This is a genomic window from Aeromonas taiwanensis (genome assembly GCF_000820165.1).
GTDB classification, from domain to species: domain Bacteria; phylum Pseudomonadota; class Gammaproteobacteria; order Enterobacterales; family Aeromonadaceae; genus Aeromonas; species Aeromonas taiwanensis.
Genome location: NZ_CDDD01000101.1, coordinates 232602 through 250822 on the forward strand (window position 1 = coordinate 232602; position 18221 = coordinate 250822).

Annotated in this window: 17 protein-coding genes; 8 read left to right on the top strand and 9 right to left on the bottom strand. The window is 66.1% G+C overall.

Annotated elements, in window-relative coordinates:
• The first annotated feature begins 172 nt into the window (after positions 1-172).
• On the top strand, positions 173-1615 hold the full coding sequence (locus BN1136_RS18740; protein ID WP_043757085.1) for a RimK family protein: 1443 nt from the start codon (positions 173-175) through the stop codon (positions 1613-1615).
• A gap of 60 nt (positions 1616-1675) precedes the next feature.
• Here the strand turns inward: BN1136_RS18740 and BN1136_RS18745 are convergent, their stop codons facing one another.
• Together BN1136_RS18745 and BN1136_RS18750 are read right to left on the bottom strand one after the other, a co-directional pair.
• Entirely contained in the window at positions 1676-3292 is a 1617-nt protein-coding gene (locus BN1136_RS18745; RefSeq protein ID WP_043757082.1) for an alpha-amylase family protein, read from the bottom strand.
• A 124-nt stretch (positions 3293-3416) separates the two neighbouring features.
• Entirely contained in the window at positions 3417-3689 is a 273-nt protein-coding gene (locus BN1136_RS18750; RefSeq protein ID WP_043757079.1) for a DUF2442 domain-containing protein, read from the bottom strand.
• 256 nt (positions 3690-3945) lie between these two features.
• Here BN1136_RS18750 and BN1136_RS18755 point away from each other — a divergent pair, with 256 nt between their 5' ends.
• The gene (locus tag BN1136_RS18755; RefSeq protein WP_043757074.1) at positions 3946-5910 is read left to right on the top strand and encodes an LTA synthase family protein; all 1965 of its coding nucleotides are present in this window, start codon (positions 3946-3948) and stop codon (positions 5908-5910) included.
• A gap of 53 nt (positions 5911-5963) precedes the next feature.
• Here BN1136_RS18755 and BN1136_RS18760 read toward each other — a convergent pair whose 3' ends face one another.
• Positions 5964-6434, bottom strand: coding sequence for an Lrp/AsnC family transcriptional regulator (locus tag BN1136_RS18760; RefSeq protein WP_043757071.1), 471 nt, complete (start codon positions 6432-6434; stop codon positions 5964-5966).
• 160 nt (positions 6435-6594) lie between these two features.
• Here BN1136_RS18760 and BN1136_RS18765 point away from each other — a divergent pair, with 160 nt between their 5' ends.
• Complete coding sequence (locus BN1136_RS18765; protein WP_043757068.1) at positions 6595-7113, top strand: phosphatase domain-containing protein; 519 nt, start codon at positions 6595-6597, stop codon at positions 7111-7113.
• A gap of 7 nt (positions 7114-7120) precedes the next feature.
• Here BN1136_RS18765 and metA read toward each other — a convergent pair whose 3' ends face one another.
• Positions 7121-8068, bottom strand: a complete 948-nt coding sequence (gene metA / locus BN1136_RS18770) for a homoserine O-acetyltransferase MetA (protein WP_043757066.1) — start codon at positions 8066-8068, stop codon at positions 7121-7123.
• 142 nt (positions 8069-8210) lie between these two features.
• On the opposite strand from metA, the gene BN1136_RS18775 reads away from it, so the two are divergent.
• Both BN1136_RS18775 and BN1136_RS18780 read left to right on the top strand, forming a co-directional pair.
• The gene (locus tag BN1136_RS18775) at positions 8211-9449 is read left to right on the top strand and encodes an HD-GYP domain-containing protein (protein ID WP_043757064.1); all 1239 of its coding nucleotides are present in this window, start codon (positions 8211-8213) and stop codon (positions 9447-9449) included.
• A gap of 29 nt (positions 9450-9478) precedes the next feature.
• A complete protein-coding gene (locus tag BN1136_RS18780; RefSeq protein ID WP_043757062.1) occupies positions 9479-10630 on the top strand; it encodes a competence/damage-inducible protein A in 1152 nt (383 codons plus the stop codon).
• 6 nt (positions 10631-10636) lie between these two features.
• On the opposite strand, the gene BN1136_RS18785 is transcribed toward BN1136_RS18780, so the two are convergent.
• Positions 10637-11146, bottom strand: a complete 510-nt coding sequence (locus BN1136_RS18785; protein WP_043757060.1) for a metal-dependent hydrolase — start codon at positions 11144-11146, stop codon at positions 10637-10639.
• A gap of 371 nt (positions 11147-11517) precedes the next feature.
• Here BN1136_RS18785 and BN1136_RS18790 point away from each other — a divergent pair, with 371 nt between their 5' ends.
• From BN1136_RS18790 to BN1136_RS18800, 3 genes are all read left to right on the top strand, one after another.
• Entirely contained in the window at positions 11518-13182 is a 1665-nt protein-coding gene (locus BN1136_RS18790) for a DUF342 domain-containing protein (RefSeq protein WP_331384921.1), read from the top strand.
• A gap of 114 nt (positions 13183-13296) precedes the next feature.
• A complete protein-coding gene (yidA, locus tag BN1136_RS18795) occupies positions 13297-14106 on the top strand; it encodes a sugar-phosphatase (RefSeq protein WP_043757057.1) in 810 nt (269 codons plus the stop codon).
• Positions 14107-14472: 366 nt separating this feature from the next.
• Positions 14473-15243, top strand: coding sequence for a gamma-glutamyl-gamma-aminobutyrate hydrolase family protein (locus BN1136_RS18800; RefSeq protein WP_043757054.1), 771 nt, complete (start codon positions 14473-14475; stop codon positions 15241-15243).
• Here the strand turns inward: BN1136_RS18800 and BN1136_RS18805 are convergent.
• The 4 genes from BN1136_RS18805 to BN1136_RS18820 all read right to left on the bottom strand — a co-directional run bounded on the left by BN1136_RS18805 (position 15240) and on the right by BN1136_RS18820 (position 18161).
• Positions 15240-15644, bottom strand: a complete 405-nt coding sequence (locus BN1136_RS18805; RefSeq protein ID WP_043757051.1) for a hypothetical protein — start codon at positions 15642-15644, stop codon at positions 15240-15242. The genes BN1136_RS18800 and BN1136_RS18805 overlap by 4 nt on opposite strands.
• 143 nt (positions 15645-15787) lie before the next feature.
• Positions 15788-16498, bottom strand: coding sequence for an HAD-IA family hydrolase (locus tag BN1136_RS18810; RefSeq protein ID WP_043757048.1), 711 nt, complete (start codon positions 16496-16498; stop codon positions 15788-15790).
• A 12-nt stretch (positions 16499-16510) separates the two neighbouring features.
• Positions 16511-17488 (bottom strand): tyrosine recombinase XerC, encoded by a 978-nt coding sequence (gene xerC / locus BN1136_RS18815; RefSeq protein WP_043809047.1) that lies wholly within the window; start codon positions 17486-17488, stop codon positions 16511-16513.
• On the bottom strand, positions 17481-18161 hold the full coding sequence (locus tag BN1136_RS18820; RefSeq protein WP_043757046.1) for a DUF484 family protein: 681 nt from the start codon (positions 18159-18161) through the stop codon (positions 17481-17483). Before BN1136_RS18820 ends, xerC begins: the two co-directional genes overlap by 8 nt.
• Positions 18162-18221 lie beyond the last annotated feature (60 nt).

Genomic DNA, 18221 nt, shown 5'->3' on the forward strand with positions numbered 1-18221 from the left:
CGGTTATTTATCCTCAGCACCAGAAATGCGACTTGTATCACAAGTTACCAAGGCAGAATATTAGGCACTGTAACCTCTTGTTTCCCCTCGCGCCATTGTCGTGCTTGTCGGTGCATCGAAGCCCACTGGGGATACTGCCGTTTCCGGCAGTCTGATCCGTGGAGCCCAAAATATGAGTACCTATGTCATCGTCGAGGAGCCGGGCGACTGGCCCTGCCCTGCCGACTACCTGCTGACCGCCCGCACCTACCTGCAGCACGGCCTGCCAACCACGGGCGGCCGTCCGCGCATCATCAACCTCTGCCGCAGTCTGGAGCACCTGAGCGCGGGCTACTACTGCTCCCTGCTGGCCCAGGCCCGTGGCCACCACTGCCTGCCGGGGTTGCAGGCCATCGGCCGGCTGCAACCCCAGCAGCCCCCCGCCAAGCTGTGGCGCAAGCTGCAGGGCTGGCTGAGCCAGCAGAGCGAGGACAGGATCCGGGTACGCGCCATCTTCGGCCAGTGCGAGCAGAGCGAGCTGGCGGGGCTCGCCCGCTACTACTACGGCCTGAGCCAGCTGCCGCTGCAGGAGCTGACCCTCAAGCGCGGTCGCCACGGCTGGTCGGTGCGCCAGCAGGAGAGCCTGTCACCGCTGGCGCTGAGCCAGAGCGAGCAGGCGTTGATGGTGCAGCACGCCCAGGCCCTGGTGGGTGTGGGCGACGAGGAGCAGGCGGCACCGCGCTACCAGCTCGCCATCCTGGTGGATCAGGGGGACGGCCGCGCCAGCAGCGACGCCCTCGCCCTCGAGCGCTTCATCGAGGCCGCCGCCGCCCAGGGGATCCGGGCCGAGATCCTGGCCCCCTCCGCCATCGAGCGGCTGCCGGAGTTCGACACCCTGTGGCTGCGCGCCGAGACCGCGGTCGGCCACTATACCTTCGAGTTCGCCCGCCGTGCCGAGCAGCTCAAGATGCCGGTGATCGACAGCTCCCGGGCCATCCTGGCCTGCAGCAACAAGCTCTACCTCTACGAGCTGATGGTGCGCAGCGACGTGCCCATGCCCCCCACCATGGTGGTGACCCGGCGCGGCCGCCAGCACGTGGACGAGCTGGTGCAGCGTCTCGGTCTGCCGCTGATGGTCAAGGTGCCCGACGGCGCCCAGGGGCGGGATCTCGCCATGGCAAGCGACGAGACCCAGCTCGCCCGCCTGCTGGACGAGGGGCTGGCGCGCTCCGCCCTGCTGCTGGTGCAGAGCCGGATCCCCGCCGAGTTCGACTGGCGCATCGGCTTTCTCGACGGCTCCCCCCTGTTCGCCTGCCGCCGCTACCGACCCGAGCCCGGCAACCGCATCCGCCGCCGCAAGCACCCTCTCGACATGAGCCGGATAGAGGCGCTGCCCCTCACCGAAGTGCCGGAGCGGGTGCTGCAGACCGCCCGCCGCGCCGTCCACCAGCTCGGCAACGGCCTGTTCGGGGTGGATCTGCGCCAGCAGGGGCAGGGCTGCGTGCTGCTGGAGATCATCGACAACCCCTGGATCCGGGGGGATGTGGAGGACAGGGAGGCGAAGGATCTCTACGATCGCCTCGCCCGGGCCTTCCGCCAGCGGCTGGAGAACCGGGGCCAGAGCGCGATCGCCTGAACTTGCAAAAAGGGCCCCGCAAGGGACCCTTTTGTCATTGCGCGGGTAACGGCCGCAGCGTCATTGCAGCAACAGGAAGCGGCCGGTGAGCGGGGGCAGCGTCACCGTCAGGCTGCTGCCGCCGATGGCCAGGCGCTCGCCGCTCTGCAGATCCACCAGGGCGCTGCCGCTGCGCAGCTTGCCCGCCGGCAGGGCATAGCTCTGGGGCGTGCTGGAGACGTTGAGCAGGTAGACTATCTGCTCGCCCGCCGTCTGCTTGATGTCGCCGTAGACGCTGCCCTCCGCCACCAGCTTGACCCGCTCCCCCTGATAGAGGGCGGGATGCTTGGCGCGCAGGGCCAGCAGATCGCCGAGCCACTGCTTCAGCTCGCTCTGCTCAGTGTTCGGCACGAAGCCGGTCACGCCAGGCACCTTGCCGTCGCTGCGGGCCACGTGATCGTCACAGAGCCCCTGGGCCGCACAATCGCCCCCCACCTGCTTGGCAAAGCCCGGTACCTCGTCGCCGAACTCCTCGCCATAGTAGAGGGTGATGGGGCCGGAGCGGGCCGCCAGGAAGCTGAAGGCCGCCTTGTGGCGCTGCCAGTAGTCCTCCGGGTTGAAGTTGCCGCGCTCCAGCAGATCGCCGAAACGCACCAGATCGTGGTTGCCCAGCATCAGGTTCGGCATGGCGTGGTCCGGGTAGTTCTCCACCTTGTTCCAGCTGGCGTCGAGCACGCCGGCCCCTTGCCCGCCCTTGCCAGACTCCTCCACCGCCAGCGCCTGCACCAGGCCGTAGCGCAGCGGGAAGTCGAACGCCGAGGAGAGCGCCGGGTTATCGCTGCTGCCATAGGCCTGGGCCCGGATCTCGTCGGCCCCCTTCCACACCTCCCCCACCAGGTAGCCCAGGGTACCCCACTGCTGGCCGGCGGCCTTGCGCGCCGCGCTCGCCCGCTCCACCTCGCTGCGGATGGCGCGCCACTCAATGAGGCCGAGCTGATAGGCCTGGTCGAGGCGCCAGCCATCGATACCGTACTGCTCGACCCAGTGACGGGCCACCTCCTTGAAGTAAGCGAGGCTCTCGGGCTGGCCGTAGTCCACCAGCTGACCGGGATAACCGGCCCCGCCACTCTTGAGGGCGGGCAGGCGCCCCTCGGGGGAGGGCTTGCTCACCCCCACCTTGCCCACGTGGCCGAACACCCCGTCGAGGAAGACATAGAGGCCGCGCTGGTGGGCCGCGTCCACCAGTTTCTTGAGCAGGGCGTTGCTGCCGAAATTGGGGTCCACGTTGAAGAAGTCGCAGGCGAAGTAGCCGGTGGCGTCCAGCCTGTCGTCCCCGCCCTGACCGGCGCAGGAGTCGAACACCGGGGTCAGCCAGATGGCGTTGACGTTGAGGCTCTTGATGTGGTCGAGGCTGTCGATGATCCCCTGCAGATCGCCGTTGTGGCGGGAGGGGCCGTAGCTGACGCCGTAGTTGGCGCTGCCGTCGCCGTCGACGAAGGACTCCACCATCACCTGGTAGGTGCGCAGGTTGCAGGCCGGCTGATCATCGCCGTAGCAGGCGCGGGCCGCAGCCGGGGGGGCAGGATTGACCACCGGCGGCGCGGTCTCGGTGCTGGCACCACCGCCTCCGCTGCCGCAAGCCGTCAGTAACAGGGCGGCCCCGATCAGGCCGCCACGACGCAACGTTCCTTGTTTCATTGTTATGTTCCCGCTGTGGTGTTGCGGGCGCGAAAGGCGCCCCACTGGGGTCATGATAACGGTGAGACCAGAGCGGGTCTGTGACTGAAAACGTTACCTGACTCAACGGGTTAGCACGTCGTTTTCAACGGCCTTGGCGATCGTTGAAGACCTCACGCTCGTCGATGGGAGTGATGAGGTGGTAAACCTCCTGGGCCGACAGGGTGCAGCCAGAGGGCCACTCCAGCTGGTGACGGCGGTTGATGAATACCCGGGCACAGCGCCGCTCCGAATCCAGCGCCGCGAACAGCTGCTGGGTCCGCCAGGGGGTCAGGTCCAGCGCCCCCGTGGTGCCGTCGGACAGCACCACGAACAGGCACCATCCCCGCAGATATTCCACATCGATAAAGACCGGCATCCCTTCGGCTCCGATTGAGAAATTCGGCGCCATTATAGGCACAGCCGTTGCCTCGCTGTGCTGGCAGGATCACAGTTTTCCCAGCGTTTTATGCTCTCTTCAAACCCTGCTTCCGGTCACAAAAAATCATAAAACGTGCCAACTTCTCCATATATCCCCATTCCCATGCAACCTTTGCTCAGCCCCACGGTCATATTCCCGCACCATAACAACAATGTGCCCGGGGAATGGGCGCAAACAGGTTTGCAGGAACAATATGACCACCATCAGACAATGGCTGGGACCGGTTTGGCCCATCGCCGTCTTTTCATTGATCGCGCTCATCTCCCTGACCGTCAGCCGCCTTGGCCTCGGGCTCTGGCAACTGGAACGGGTGGATGCCGTCTCTGGCTGGCAGGAGATGCTGCTGCAAGGCATTCGCGTCGACGTCGCCACCCTCTGCTGGGTCTGGGGCGTGCCCGCCGTCTTGACCCAGTTGCTGGCCGGGCCCCACACGCCGGGGCGGCTCTGGATGCAGCTTATCCGGGTCTGGCTCACCCTGGGGCTCTGGCTGATGCTCTTTCTCGAGATCTCCACCCCCGCCTTCGTCACCGAGTATGGGGTGCGCCCCAACCGCCTCTATGTGGAGTACCTCATCTATCCGAAGGAGGTGCTCTCCATGCTGTGGGCAGGTCGCAAGGGAGAGCTGCTGCTGGCCGTGATCTTCAGCGGCGCCGTGCTGGGCGGTGGCTGGTGGCTGAGTGGCCGCCTGGTACGCGACCTCAGCTTCCCCCGCTGGTACTGGCGCCCCGCCTTCGCCCTGCTGATCCTCGCCGTCGGCTTTCTCGGCGCCCGCTCCAGTCTCGGCCACCGCGCCCTGAACCCGGCCATGGTGGCCTTTGCCGACGATCCCCTGGTCAACGCCCTCACCGTCAACTCCGCCTACTCCCTCTTCTTTGCCATCAAGCAGATGGGGGCCGAGGAGGACGCCAGCCAGTTTTACGGCAAGATGGCTGACCATCAGGTGCTGGAGATAGTCCGCGAGGAGAGCGGTCGCCCGCTCGGTGATTTCACCTCCGCCGAGCTGCCGAGCCAGACCTTCAACACGGCCAGCTACCAGGGCAAGCCCAAAAACCTGGTGATCCTGCTGCAAGAGAGCCTGGGGGCCCAGTTCGTCGGCTCCCTCGGCGGCCTGCCGCTCACCCCCAACATCGATGCGCTCTCCCGGCAGGGCTGGGCCTTCGAGCAACTCTACGCCACCGGTACCCGCTCGGTACGCGGCATCGAAGCGGTGCTCACCGGCTTCACGCCGACCCCGGCCCAGGCCGTGGTCAAGCTCGGCAAGAGCCAGACCAACTTCTTCACCATCGCCGACCTGCTCAAACGGCAAGGCTATGACACCAGCTTCATCTACGGCGGCGAGAGCCACTTCGACAACATGCGCAGCTTCTTCCTCGGCAACGGCTTCACCACCATCGTCGAGCAGAAGGACTTCAAGCACCCGGTGTTCGAAGGATCCTGGGGTGCCTCGGATGAAGATCTGATGGCCAAGGCCAACGACACCTTCGCGGCGCTGCACAAAGAGGGCAAACCCTTCTTCAGCCTGGTGTTCAGCTCCAGCAACCACGATCCCTTCGAATTCCCCGACAACCGCATCGCCCTGTACGAGCAGCCCAAGCAGACCCGCAACAACGCCGCCAAGTACGCGGACTACGCCGTCGGCGAGTTCTTCAAGAAGGCCAGGGCATCGGCATACTGGAAGGACACCCTGTTCCTGGTCATCGCCGATCACGACAGTCGGGTCGGGGGGGCCAGCCTGGTACCCATCCCCCGCTTCCACATCCCGGGCATCATCCTGGGGGACGGCATAGCGCCGAGAAAGGATCCTCGCATCGTCAGCCAGATCGACATGGCCCCGACCCTGCTCTCCCTGATGGGCATAAGTGCCGACTATCCGATGCTGGGCAAGGATCTCACCCGCATGCCCGCCGACTGGCCGGGGCGCGCCATCATGCAATACGACAAGAACTTCGCCCTGATGCGCGGAAAGGATGTGGTGATCCTGCAGCCCGAGCGAGCGCCGGAAGGCTTCATCTACGAGGATGCGACAGAGACGCTCACCCCGGCACCACAACCGGGCACCATGAAGGATGCCGCTCTGGGGCTGGTCCTGTGGGGCAGCCTGGCCTATCAGCAGGGGCTCTACCGGACGGCACAGGACAGCAGACTGGCTCTCAACTGAGGGTGCACCCACAAAAAAACCGCCCTCGGGCGGTTTTTTTCATTTCCCCTGGCTCAGCCGTGTGGGAAGCAGGGCAGGGAGCGGCTGAATCTGTGCTCGAACACCAGGGAGGTCTCCAGGTGCACTACCTCTTCCCGGGAGGTGAAGTGATCGAACACGAAGTTGCGCAGGTGCTCGGTGTCGGAGACGCACAGGTGCACCAGGAAGTCGTCCTTGCCGCCCATGTGGAACAGGCTGATCACCTCGGGCAGTGCCAGGATGGCGTCGCGAAACGCGTCTATGATCTGGCGGCTGTGGCGTGCCAGCTGCAGGGAGACCATGGCCTGGATATGACCACCCAGCGCCTGATAATCCACCTCGCAGTGCGCCCCCTTGAGTACTCCGTCCTGCTGCAACTTGCGTACCCGCTCCAGGCAGGTGGAGGGCGCCACCCCGACCAGGGCCGCCAGATCCTTGTTGGTCATGCCCGCGTCGCGAAACAGATGGGCCAGGATGTCCAAGTCCAGTTGATCCAGGTTTCTCATCTTTACTCCTTGTCCTTGCATCGCTCGATTTTTTTAGACTCTGCCCGTAAACCGGGACGAACACAACGCGCATTGACATCGCCACCGTCCCCCCTATGCTGTGCCGCACCCGCGCGGGGTGCCCCATCCCGCCGCTTTTCCGACGGCGAGGAGACGCCCCATGCTCAGTGCCCACCCCTTCTGGAGCCTGGAGGTATTGCGCCTCGACGGGCAGCTCTTGCTCACCCCCTGCCCCGGCAGCCAGCAGGTCGCCCTGACCCGGGCCCTGGCCCAGCTGCAGCTGGCCGGGGCCGGCGGGGTGCTCACGCTGATGACGCAGGAGGAGCTGACCGCCCAGGGCCTCGCGGACCTGGGTCCCCAGGTGGACGCCAGGGGCATGGCGTGGTTTCACCTGCCCATCGCGGACGACCAGGCCCCCGATGTCACCTTCGAACAGGCCTGGCCCCGGGTCTTGCCCGAGCTGCTCGCCCTGCTGCGGGAGGGGCGGCATCTGGTCATTCACTGCCACGGGGGGAGCGGGCGCACCGGGCTGGCGGCGGCTCTGCTGCTGATGGCCCAGGGACTGCCCCAGCAGGAGGCCATGGCCGTCATCCGGGCCAGGCGGCCACGGGCCTTCACCCTGGCCTGCCACCGCCACTGGCTCGACACCCGGGGACGAGGGCTGGCCGGGCTCGACTGACGGCGACCTACCCCTTGGGTGGCTGGTAGGTGAATACCTTGCCGATGTCTTCCACCCTGTAGCTGGTCAGCTGATAGACGTAGTAGTTGAGCCAGTTGGAAAACAGCAGATGCCCGTGGCTGCGCCAGGTGGCGCGCGGGGTCTGGTTCGGGTCGTTGTCCGGGTAGTAGTTGACCGGCACCACAGGGGAGAGGCTGGCCGCCAGATCCCGCCGGTACTCCCCGTCAAGGGTCAGGGCGTCGTACTCCGGGTGGCCGGTGACGAACACCTGGCGACAGTCCTTGGTCGCCGCCAGATAGACGCCAGCCTCTTCCGATTCTGCGAAGATCTGCAGATCGGTGTGGGCACGGATGAGGTCCCCGTCGAACGCCGCATAGCGGGAGTGGGGCGCCACGAATTCATCGTCGAAACCGCGCAGCAGCGGCTCGTGCTCGTCGAGGCGGTGGTGGCGATAGACGCCGGAGAGCTTCTCGCCGTGGGTCTGCTTCTCCATGCCATACAAGGCTTTCAGCGCCGCCTGTACCGCCCAGCAGAGGAACAGGGTGGAGGTCACGTGCTGGTGGGACCACTCGATGATCTCGACGATCCGCGGCCAGTAAATCACCTCCTCGAACTCCACCAGCCCGAGCGGCGCTCCCGTGATGATCATACCGTCGTAGTTGTTGCCCCGCACCTGCTCGAAGTCGTGATAGAAGTTCTCCAGGTGCGCCTGGGGCGTGTTCTTCGACTCCCGATCGTCGATGCGCAGCAGATCCACATCCACCTGCAACGGCGAGTTGGAGAGCATCCGCATCAGCTGGATCTCGGTTTCTATCTTCTTGGGCATCAGGTTGAGGATGAGCACCCGCAGCGGACGGATGTTCTGGGTGACGGCCCGGGATTCCGTCATCACGAAGATGTTCTCCTGCCCCAGCACTTCGGCGGCGGGCAACTGGTCCGGGATCTTGATCGGCATGCTGACTCCCTGTACTGCATCGGTAAATATGTCTGGACATCTAGAAGCCTATAATAAAGCGCCCACGCTGTCACCAGATACCTTTTATTCACTCCGGCCTTTGACTAGCATACGGCTCAGTGTGTCCCTCGCGTCCAACCCCATGACAGGCATCAAGATCTCCGTAGACCGGCTGCAAGTCGGCAATTTTGTCTCCCTGCCGCTGGGGTGGCGCGAGCACCCCTTCCTGTTCTCCAGCTTCAAGCTGAAGCGCGAGGAGGAGATAGAGCTCATCCGCCGGCTGGGGCTCAAGCTGGTGACCATCATTCCCGACAAGAGCGACACGCCCCCCAAGCCCCTCGGTCAGCCGACCCTCCAGGGGGAAGACGACGAGGCGCTCCTCGCCCGCCAGCAGGCCATGGAATCCGAGAAGAGCCGGCGCATCGAACAGCTGCAGCGCTATCGCCGCGATCTGCAGCAGTGCGAGAAGCAGTTCCGCCAGTCCCTGGCCCAGGTGCGCAACCTGATGGGCAAGATCCAGTCCCGCCCCCTCAACGCCATCGGGGAGGCGCAGGAGCTGATCAACGCCATGACGGAGCAGCTGCTGTCGGTAGACGAGATGGTGTTGCACCTGGTGTCCGACAGCTCGGATGGCAACAGCCTGCAGTTTCACTCCCTCAACGTCAGCGTGCTCAGCATGCTGCTGGCCCGGGAGTGCAAGTTGCCGGCCGAGGCGATCCGCCTGGTCGGCATGGGGGCCCTGTTCCACGACATCGGCAAGCTGAAGCTCCCGAGCCAGATCCTGCGCAAGACGGAGCCGCTCACCAGGCCCGAGCAGAACCTGGTGGCCCAGCACCCGCGTTACGGGCTGGAGCTGCTGAGCCTGGCGAGGGAATTTCCGGAGCCCGCCAGGAACATAGTGCGGCACCACCACGAATACCTGGACGGCAGCGGGCCACTGGGGCTCAAGGGAGCCCAGCTCGACCCCCTCACCCAGATCGTCTCCCTCATCAACGAGTATGACAACCTCTGCCACCTGCAGACCAAGGTGCCCTACTCGGCCCTCGGCAGCCTCTACAAGCAGCGCAAGGCCCAGTTCAACGCCGATCACCTCGGCATGCTGATCCGGCTGATGGGGATCTATCCCCCCGGCAGCGTGATGCAGCTCTCCAATGGCCAGGTGGGGCTGGTGATGTCGGTCAACGCCTCCCGCCTGCTCTACCCCGCGGTGCTGGTGTACGATCCGCGCATCCCGCGCCAGGAGGCGGCCATCATCGATCTCGAGGAGACCGGGCTTGCCATCGTCAAGGTGATCCACCCCAAACGCCTGCCCCCCGCGGTGTTTGAATACCTCAACCCGCGAACCCGGATCAGCTACTACTTCGAACACAACCAGCCCTGATCCGGGTTAGCCATTTCCAAGGAGTCTGCATGCGCATCGAGATCCTCAGCACCGGCGACGAGATAGTGACCGGCCTGGTGGTGGACACTAACGCCGCCTGGCTCAGCGCCCTCTTGCTGGAACAGGGCTGGCAGGTGCGCCGCCGCACCACGGTCGGGGACAACCTCGCCGACCTGAAGGCCGTGCTGCGCGAGTGCGCCAGCCGCGCCGAAGTCGTGCTGGTGTGTGGCGGGCTCGGCCCTACCGCCGACGACCTCACCGCCCAGGCGGCGGCCGAGGCCTTCGACCAGCCCCTGACCCTGTTCCCCGACTGGCTCGCCACCATGGAGGCCCGTTACGCCAGCCGGGGCCGCGCCATGCCATCCAGCAACACCAAGCAGGCCTGGCTGCCGCAGGGTTGCGAGATCCTCGACAACCCGGTCGGTACCGCCTGCGGCTTCCTGGTGCACTCTGGCCAGAGCCGGCTCTTCTTCACTCCGGGCGTGCCGTTCGAATTCAAGCAAATGGTGCGCGAGCAGATCGTGCCGCGTCTCAAGGCGCTGGCGGGGGCGCAGACCGACACCGAGTTGCGCCGCTTCTACACCTTCGGCATCTCGGAATCCGCCCTCTCGGATCGGCTGGATGCGGCCCCCTGGCCCACCGGCATCGAGCTCGGCTACCGCTCCTCCATGCCGCTGATCGAGCTCAAGCTCATCGGCCACGGCGCCGTCCCTGCGGACATGGACGCCGCCGAAGCCCGCCTGCTGCAGGTGATCACTCCCTGGCTGGTGGGAAAAGGCAACGAGGAGCCGGCCAGCCAGATCCTGGCGCTGATGGGGGAGCGGCTGCTGTGCCTGCGAGAAGGGGAGACCCGGGGCGCCCTGCTGGCCATGTGCCACACCCACCCCGCGCTGGAGGCGCACTTCAGCCACGCCCTCCCCGACGAGCTCGATCTGCTGGCGGGTGACGGCCCCCACCCCGGCCTCACCATTGGCCGGGCAGGGCCACACGGCGTGCCCCTGCTGCTGTGCATCGACGGGCGGCAGTTTGGCCAGACCCTCAAGGTCAGTCACCCGGATCCAGCGAGCGGTCGCCGGATCCTCGCCTTCGCCGCCCTCGACATGCTGCGCCGTCACCTGCTGGGGTTGCCGGTGCTCGCCGACTACCTCACCCTGACGCGCACCGCCAACCGCCTCGCCTGACCCCGGCTAGAAGGCGCCTAGCCCCAGATCTCCGTGGACCCAGTAGCCGGCGAGCGCCAGGGTCAACAGGCAGAAGGCCCGCTCGTAGCCACCCCCGCTCTTGAGGGGCAGACCGGGCAAGCGGAAGCGGCGGCGCCAGGGCCAGCACAGGGGAATCCCCATCGGGGTGAGCCAGTCCCCCAGCAGGTGGCTGAGGTAACCCACGATGAGGGCATCCTTCACCGCCCCCGACAGCAGGCCCGGAGCCTGCGCCAGCCCCCAGACCCCCATGGCCACCGCCAGCAGGCTGTGGGTGAAGCCGCGATGGCCGAAGATCCGCGAGAGGGGTCCCGAGATCCAGGGCAGTTGCCGGCCGAGCAGGGAGTGGGGATGGTCCAGGTCGGGCAGCAGGGCGCTCGCCAGGGCCATGGGAATGATGTGCCACAGGCTGGCGTCGGCCAGGGCCGGGGTGAGTTCGACCTTGTGGGCAAGCAGGACGCAGGTGACGGAAAACAGCAGGTGGCCTTGGGCGGTCATGGGGCTCGTTCGGTTGGGCATTCGGTGGAACAAATGGGCAGGATGGCCGGTAACAGTCATCCCCGGCGCCTCGCGGCGGCAGATTAGAATCCCTTGTCTCCCGTCTGGCAAGGAGAATCCCCCGCCCGTGCCCGGGGACAGGCGCGATCGCTCAAAGGTCAGGCAGCCACAGTCCGACAAGGCGGGGTCCCGCCCCCTGTCAGCATAAATTTCCTCAACCCGGATCACCCATTTGCACCCAGCGCGTTGACCCGGAAGGAAAAAGACCCGAATACTGCGGTTTTGGGCCGCCCCGGCGGCCGCGGCATCCGGCAGGGATCCGCCCCGGTCACAGGGGCACGCCGGATCGGGACGACGAGGGAGGTGCCCCGGTGTTGAGCAAGGCGTGGTTTCAGCTGTCGGCAGACATGACCTGTGTCTGCCTGCGCATCATCCCAGGCCTCGACGCCCCCATCCAGGAGGCGGACATCCTCGCCCTGCTGCGGCTCTCCAACTGCCGGCGCTACCAGCCCCTCGACGAAGGGATCCGCCAGGCTGTCACCCTGCTCAACGCCCTGCTCAGCCAGCCGGATGCCCCGGCTCATCCCCCCGTGCCCATCGCCCGGCGCCAGGATGCCAGGCTGCTGATCCAGGTCGACAAGGATCAGATGAGCGCCAGGGCGCAGATCACCGCGGACTGGGGTGGCAACCCCCTCACCCTGGCCCAGCTGCATGAGGCCCTGGCGGCGAGTCCGGTCAGGATGGGGGTGAGCGAGCGGCTGCTCGCCGCCGCCCTCCAGGCCGCCAGCGAGGCCGCCCCCGGCGCGCAGCTGAGCCCTGTCATCGCCCTCGGCCGGGCGGCGAAACACGGCCAGGACACCCGTTTCGAGCGGCTGGTGGAAACCGCGGCCGAGCGGATCCTCAAACCCCAGGAGCTGGACCACGGCAAGGTGGACATGCGCGATCTGGGCACCCTGCTCACCGTCAGGGCGGGGTCGCCGCTGATGCGCCGCCACCCCGCCACCCAGGGCCTGGACGGCGTCACCGTGACGGGTCAGACGCTGCCGGCCCGGGACGGCAAGGAGATCGCCATGAGCGCGGGTGACGGCACCAGCCTCTCTCGGGAGGATCCTGACCTGCTGCTGGCGACCCGCACCGGGCTCCCTTGCCAGGAGCGTGCAGGCATGCGGGTCGACGAGGTGCTGAACGTCAAGCAGGTCGACATCCGCCACGGCCACGTCGAGTTCGAGGGCTCCCTGCTGGTCACCGGCGATGTCATGCCCGGCATGCGCATCAAGACCCGCGGGGACGTGGTGATCGGTGGCTTCGTCGAGGGGGGGCTTATCGAATCCGGCGGCACCATCACGGTGCGTAACGGCATCATAGGCCGCAAGCTGGGGGAGGAGGAGTACCTCTGCCACCTCAGCGCCGGTGGCGAGATCCACGCCGGCTATGCCCAATACGCCAGGCTGGAGGCCGACGGCGACATCCATATCCAGAGCCAGCTCAGCCACTGCTACTGCCGCAGCGGCCAGGATCTGAAGGTCGGCGACAGCGCCATGCGCAAGGGCCACCTCATCGGGGGCGTCAACATCGCCAACCGCCTCATCATGGCCCCGGTGCTCGGGGCCTCGGCGGCCAACCGGACCCGGCTGCAGATCCTCGGCGGCTACTTCAGCCACAAGGAGCAGGAGCTGGCCCTGCGCCAGCGCAAGCAGAGCTGCCGGGAGCAGCTCGACAAGCTGCAGGATCTCATCCTGCGCCTGTTGCAGCTGCCCGGCGACAGGCGCAACCCCGAGACCCTGGCGAAGATCAAGACGTTGCGCACCCGCCAGCTCGACGAGAGCAAGTCCCTGGACGAACAGCTGGTCGAGGCACAGCGCGAGCTGCAGGCGCTGATGGCCAACATGGACATCATCGCCACCCAGCGCCTCTTCCCCGGCGTCGAGGTGGAGATGGCCCATCACCACAACAGGGTCGACATCGAGCACGGCCCCATCCACTTCGCCATCCGGGAAGATCAGCTGCAACTGACCCCCTACCAGGGCCAGCGCTGAAGGATCGGGGGCACGCCCAGGGAGGCGATGGCGTGATCCCGGCGGCGATTTTCGCTACACTCGGCCTCCCCTTGGCCCCATCGGGCGGGCCGGCCAGACTCAGGTAGTGAGAAGATGTACAAGCTGATCGCATTGGATATGGATGGCACCCTGCTGAACCCAGAGGGCCAGATCTCCCCCCGCACCCGTGACGCCATCGCGGCGGCCCGCGCCCAGGGCGTGACCGTGGTCCTGGCGTCGGGTCGCCCCCTGGAAGGCATGACCCCCTCCCTGGCCGAGCTCGGCCTCACCGGTCAGGATGACTACGTCATCTGCTACAACGGCGCCCTGGTGCAGCAGGTCGCGGAGCAGCGCATCATCCGCAGCCAGCTGCTGACCGGCAGCGATGCCAGCGCCATCGCCCATCTGGCCAACGAGCTGGGGGTCAACGTCCACGGCTTCTCCGTCCGCCAGGGCCTCATCAGCCCCAGGGTCAGCACCTATACCGAGCACGAGTCCCGTCTCATCAGGATGCCCATCAACCTGGTGGACTTTGCCACCCTGCCCGCCGACGAGCAGATCATGAAGGTGATGATGATCGATCCCGAGCCCCAGCTCTCCCGCGCCATCTCCCAGCTGCCCGCCGAACTCTACGAACGCTACACCGTGGTGCGCAGCGCCCCCTACTTCCTCGAGTTCATGAACAAGCGCAGCAACAAGGGGACCGGCGTGGCCGCTCTGGCGGAGCACCTCGGCCTGACCGCCGACCAGGTGATCGCGGTGGGGGATGCGGGCAACGACCGCCACATGATCGAATATGCCGGCCTCGGGGTCGCCATGGGCAACGCCACCGACGAGATCAAGGCGCTGGCACAGCACACCACCAGCCGCAATGACGACGACGGCGTGGCCAGGGTGATCGAACGGTTCATCCTGAACGCCTGACCAAACGACAAGGGGCCTCTCGGCCCCTTTTGCTATCCGGCCCTCTGGGTCAAATGTTTAATATATCCACCATTCCACATCCCCCCTCGCCATCCGCTCCCCTGCAGGCCCCTTAAAACGGGACTCAAGCTGGCTTTGTTATGTTTTTTATTAACATAACCGCATCATTTCGTTTGACATATTGAACGGCCTTGGCAGACTGGGAACAGGATCCAGGCTGTCGTTGCCCAGGCTGACCGACGATTCTGGTACTGCGGCACGACCCTGATCCCATGACCATGCCTTGAGGCATGCCTTTGCCAGCATGGCGCGGCAAGGGCCTTCCCAAGGCGCAGGATGAGACCGCCAAGGATAGCCAGGTGACCTATGCCAAACCCCAGTTCCCACACCAAACCCGTCGTGCTGATGACCATGGGGGCCCAGGCCCGTAGTGGCCACGCCTACCAGGTAATGACCCACAAATACATCAAGCCCCTGGTGGAGATCAGCGGCTGCGTGCCCCTGCTGGTCCCCACCTGCTGCGGCACCGAAGATCTGGAGCAGTATCTGGATCTTGCAGACGGCGTCTACCTGAGCGGCGCCGGATCCAACATAGATCCCGCCCTCTACGGCCAGGAGAACCTCACCCCGGAGAAGCCCCAGGACAGGGACAGGGATCTGTTCGACATCCCCCTGGTGCGCGCCGCCATCGACAGGGGACTGCCCCTGCTCGGCATCTGCCGCGGCATGCAGGAGATCAACGTGGCCCTGGGTGGCGACATTCACCAGAAGGTCTATAGCGAACCCGGCTATGCGGATCACAGAGAGGATGCGGACGATCCCGTGGATGAGCAGTATGGCCACAGCCACCAGGTGAGCCTGGTGCCCGGTACCTGGTTTGCCGATCTGATGGAGGAGGAGCAGATCCCGGTCAACTCCCTGCACGGCCAGGGGATCAAGCGGCTTGCACAGGGGCTGGCGCCCCTGGCCCACGCTGAGGATGGTTTGATCGAGGCGATCCACGCGCCCAGCTTGCCCCAGTTCACTCTGGCGGTGCAGTGGCACCCGGAGTGGAAGGCGAACGACAACCCCCACTCCGTCAAGCTGTTCAAGGCATTCGGTGACGCCTGCCGCCAGTACCGGCAGCAGGCGGGCTAGTCACCAAACCCCTTGGTCTTGAGCCTGGGCAGGGAGCCGCGGGCAGGACGCAGGGTACGGCAGACATCCAGCCCCTTGAGGCCCCGTTGTATGTGATCCGGGGCCTGTCCGAGCACGGTGCCGTTGCCGCGATAGAGGCGGGCCTCCTCCAGCTCGAACAGCTCGCCGCCGATGAGCAGCTGCTCGCGACCCTCCACCACCTTGCCCCGCTTCAGGGGCAGGGTCATGTCCACCAGGATCTCGCCGGTGGCACACCCCTCGCGCCAGAGCGCCTCATCCGAGAAAGAGGAGATGGTGATCTCCCGCCAGGAGCCATCCCGAAACTCCACCCGGTAGCTGTCGCGCAGCAGGTCGCACCCCCCCAGCACCAGGGGGATGGCCAACCAGATGACACTCTTCATTCCACTCACGCCTGCACTCCCTTGTCAGTTCGCGTCAAGGATAAATAAACCGCCTCTCTGGCGCATCTTTTTCCCGGTGGTCGCTCCCCAGCCCGAGCCACTCGCGCCACCTCCGGCGCCTCTTGCCCGATGCCCGCTCCCGCCTAGAGCAGCAGCCCGGCCAGCTCGTGAAGCCCCCCCAGCTCCACGTCCGGCAGCAGGGAGAGCGACTGCCATGACTGGCCGCGCTCGTTGAGCCAGGCGGCGCGAAAGCCGTGCAACCTGGCCCCCAGCACGTCGGTCTCCGGGTGATCCCCCACGTGGAGGATCCGGCCTGGCGCGATCCCGAGGGCCGCTTGCACCTGCATGAACATGTCCGGCGCCGGCTTCATCCGGGCGCCCGCTCCCGCCTTGCACACCAGGGTGAAGTAATCCGCGAGACCAGCCTGGACCAGGTCGAGATTGCCGTTGGTGATCACGGCCAGGGGATAGCGCCCGGCCAGCCGCGCCAGCAACGCGTGGGTCTCGTCGCTCACCGCTATCTTCGAGCGCTCCGCCAGGAAGCCGGCGAACACCGTCTCCGCCTCCAGCGCCGCCTGCGAGGGGGCCATGCCCCCCTGCACCAGGGCCTCGCGGATGCCGTGCAAGCGCGCCAGGCTGACATCGTCGCGCAGCTCCGGCCGGCTCAGCAGCAGCTGGCGCTTGAGCGCCAGCCAGCGCGGTTTGTCGAGCATGGCGGTGGCCAGGTATTCGCTGCGCAGGTGGCTCAGCATCCACTGCTCGGCCCGCGCGATGGCGGGGCCGTTGTCATAGAGGGTGTCGTCGAGATCGAAGGTAATGGCGGCCACCGGCTGCCAGCGACGATAAAACTGCATGGCTACTCCTGTTTACTCTTCATCCGGCGCGGCGGGATCCCGCCTGGCTCTGGGATGAGCGCTGTCATACACCTTGGCCAGATGCTGGAAGTCGAGGTGGGTGTAGATCTGGGTGGTGGAGAGATCCGCGTGGCCCAGCAGCTCCTGCACCGCCCGCAGATCACCGGAAGACTCCAGCATGTGGGTGGCGAAGCTGTGGCGCAGCTTGTGGGGATGCACGTGGGCGTTGAGCGCCTGCTTGTTGCCCCAGCCATCGAGCCGCTCCTGCACCGAGCGGGCCGACAACCGCTGCCGGCGCTTGGAGACGAACAGCGCCTCCGGCTCGTCGCCCGCCAGCAGGGGTCGCACCTTGAGCCATTTCTGCAGCCACTCCACCGCCATCCGCCCGATGGGCAGCACCCGCTCCCGGGATCCCTTGCCGGTCACCCTGAGCTGGCGATCATCGAGCTTCACGTCCGCGAGGTTCAGCCCCACCAGCTCGGCGAGGCGCAGGCCGGAGGAGTACATCAGCTCCATGATGGCGCGATCCCGTACCGCCAGTGGATCCTGCTCGTCGGTGATGTTGAGCAGCTGGTACATCTCGTCCACGTCCAGATTCTTGGGCAGGGGCCGCCCCAGCTTGGGGGTGGCGATGCCCCGCGCCGGGTTGGCGTTGATCCGCCCCTGGCGCACCTGCCAGTCGCAGAAGCTGCGCAAGGCGGAGAGCTTGGTAGCGAGGGAGCGGGGCGCGAGCCCCCCCTTGTGCATCCGGGTCACCAGGCTGCGCACCTGGCTCGCCTCGAGCCGGGCCCAGTTGTCGAGCCCCAGCCTCGCCAGCTCGGCGGTCATGGCTTCCAGGTGGGCCTGATAGTTGCTGCGGGTGTGGGGGCTGAGCTGGCGCTCGACCCTCAGGTATTCGATAAAGGCCGCGAGCTCGTCAGCCAATACAGCCGGCAGAGGCTCGGCGGCAGGCGGCGCCTTGGCAGGTGATCGGGGCGGTGCCTTAGCCACGGGCCAGCTCGGGCAGGCGCAGTTGCAGCAGGCGACCCAGCTGGCCCAGCAGCAGGGTGTCGTTGTGGGGGGCGAAGTGGCTGGGATCCGAGCTCGCGAAAGCCAGCACGCCGAGATCGCCGAGGCGCATCAGGGCCACCGAGTTGACCAGGACGTCGTTGCCGAACAGCGCCTGTTTCTCGCTCTGGTTGAGGCGGCCGAAATAGTAGTCCGTGCCCGGCAGACGCTGCCCGAGCAGTTGATCGAGCTGCCTGCCCTCTGCCAGGAAGCGCTGCTCCGGGCCGCTCAGCTGGAACTGCTTCGGGCTGAGCCAGAGCCGCAGGCCGGTCAGTCGCAGCCGCTGCACGAAGGCCTTGCCCATCACGGCGCTCAGCTCGAACAGGCTCTGGCAGCCATAGATCTCCCCATAAAGGTCGGCATAGATCCGGAAGATCCGCTCGTTCTCGCTGGCGACCCCCATCAGCTCGGTGATCTCCTGCTCCAGCTGCTCGATGCGCTCGCGCTGCCTGTCCAGCTGGCGTTCCACCAGGGAGATGGCGCCCTTTTGTGCGTGGGGAATGCGGATCCGGTCCAGCATGGCTCCGTGGCGTTGGAAAAACTCGGGGTAACGGGCCAGGTACTCCAGCACTGTGGCTTCGTCCACCAGTGATTCCTGCCGTTTGAGTTCACTCATAACTTGGTTGATCCATCCGAAAAAGGGGCCAAGGGCCCCGACATTGACATGTGGCGGAGC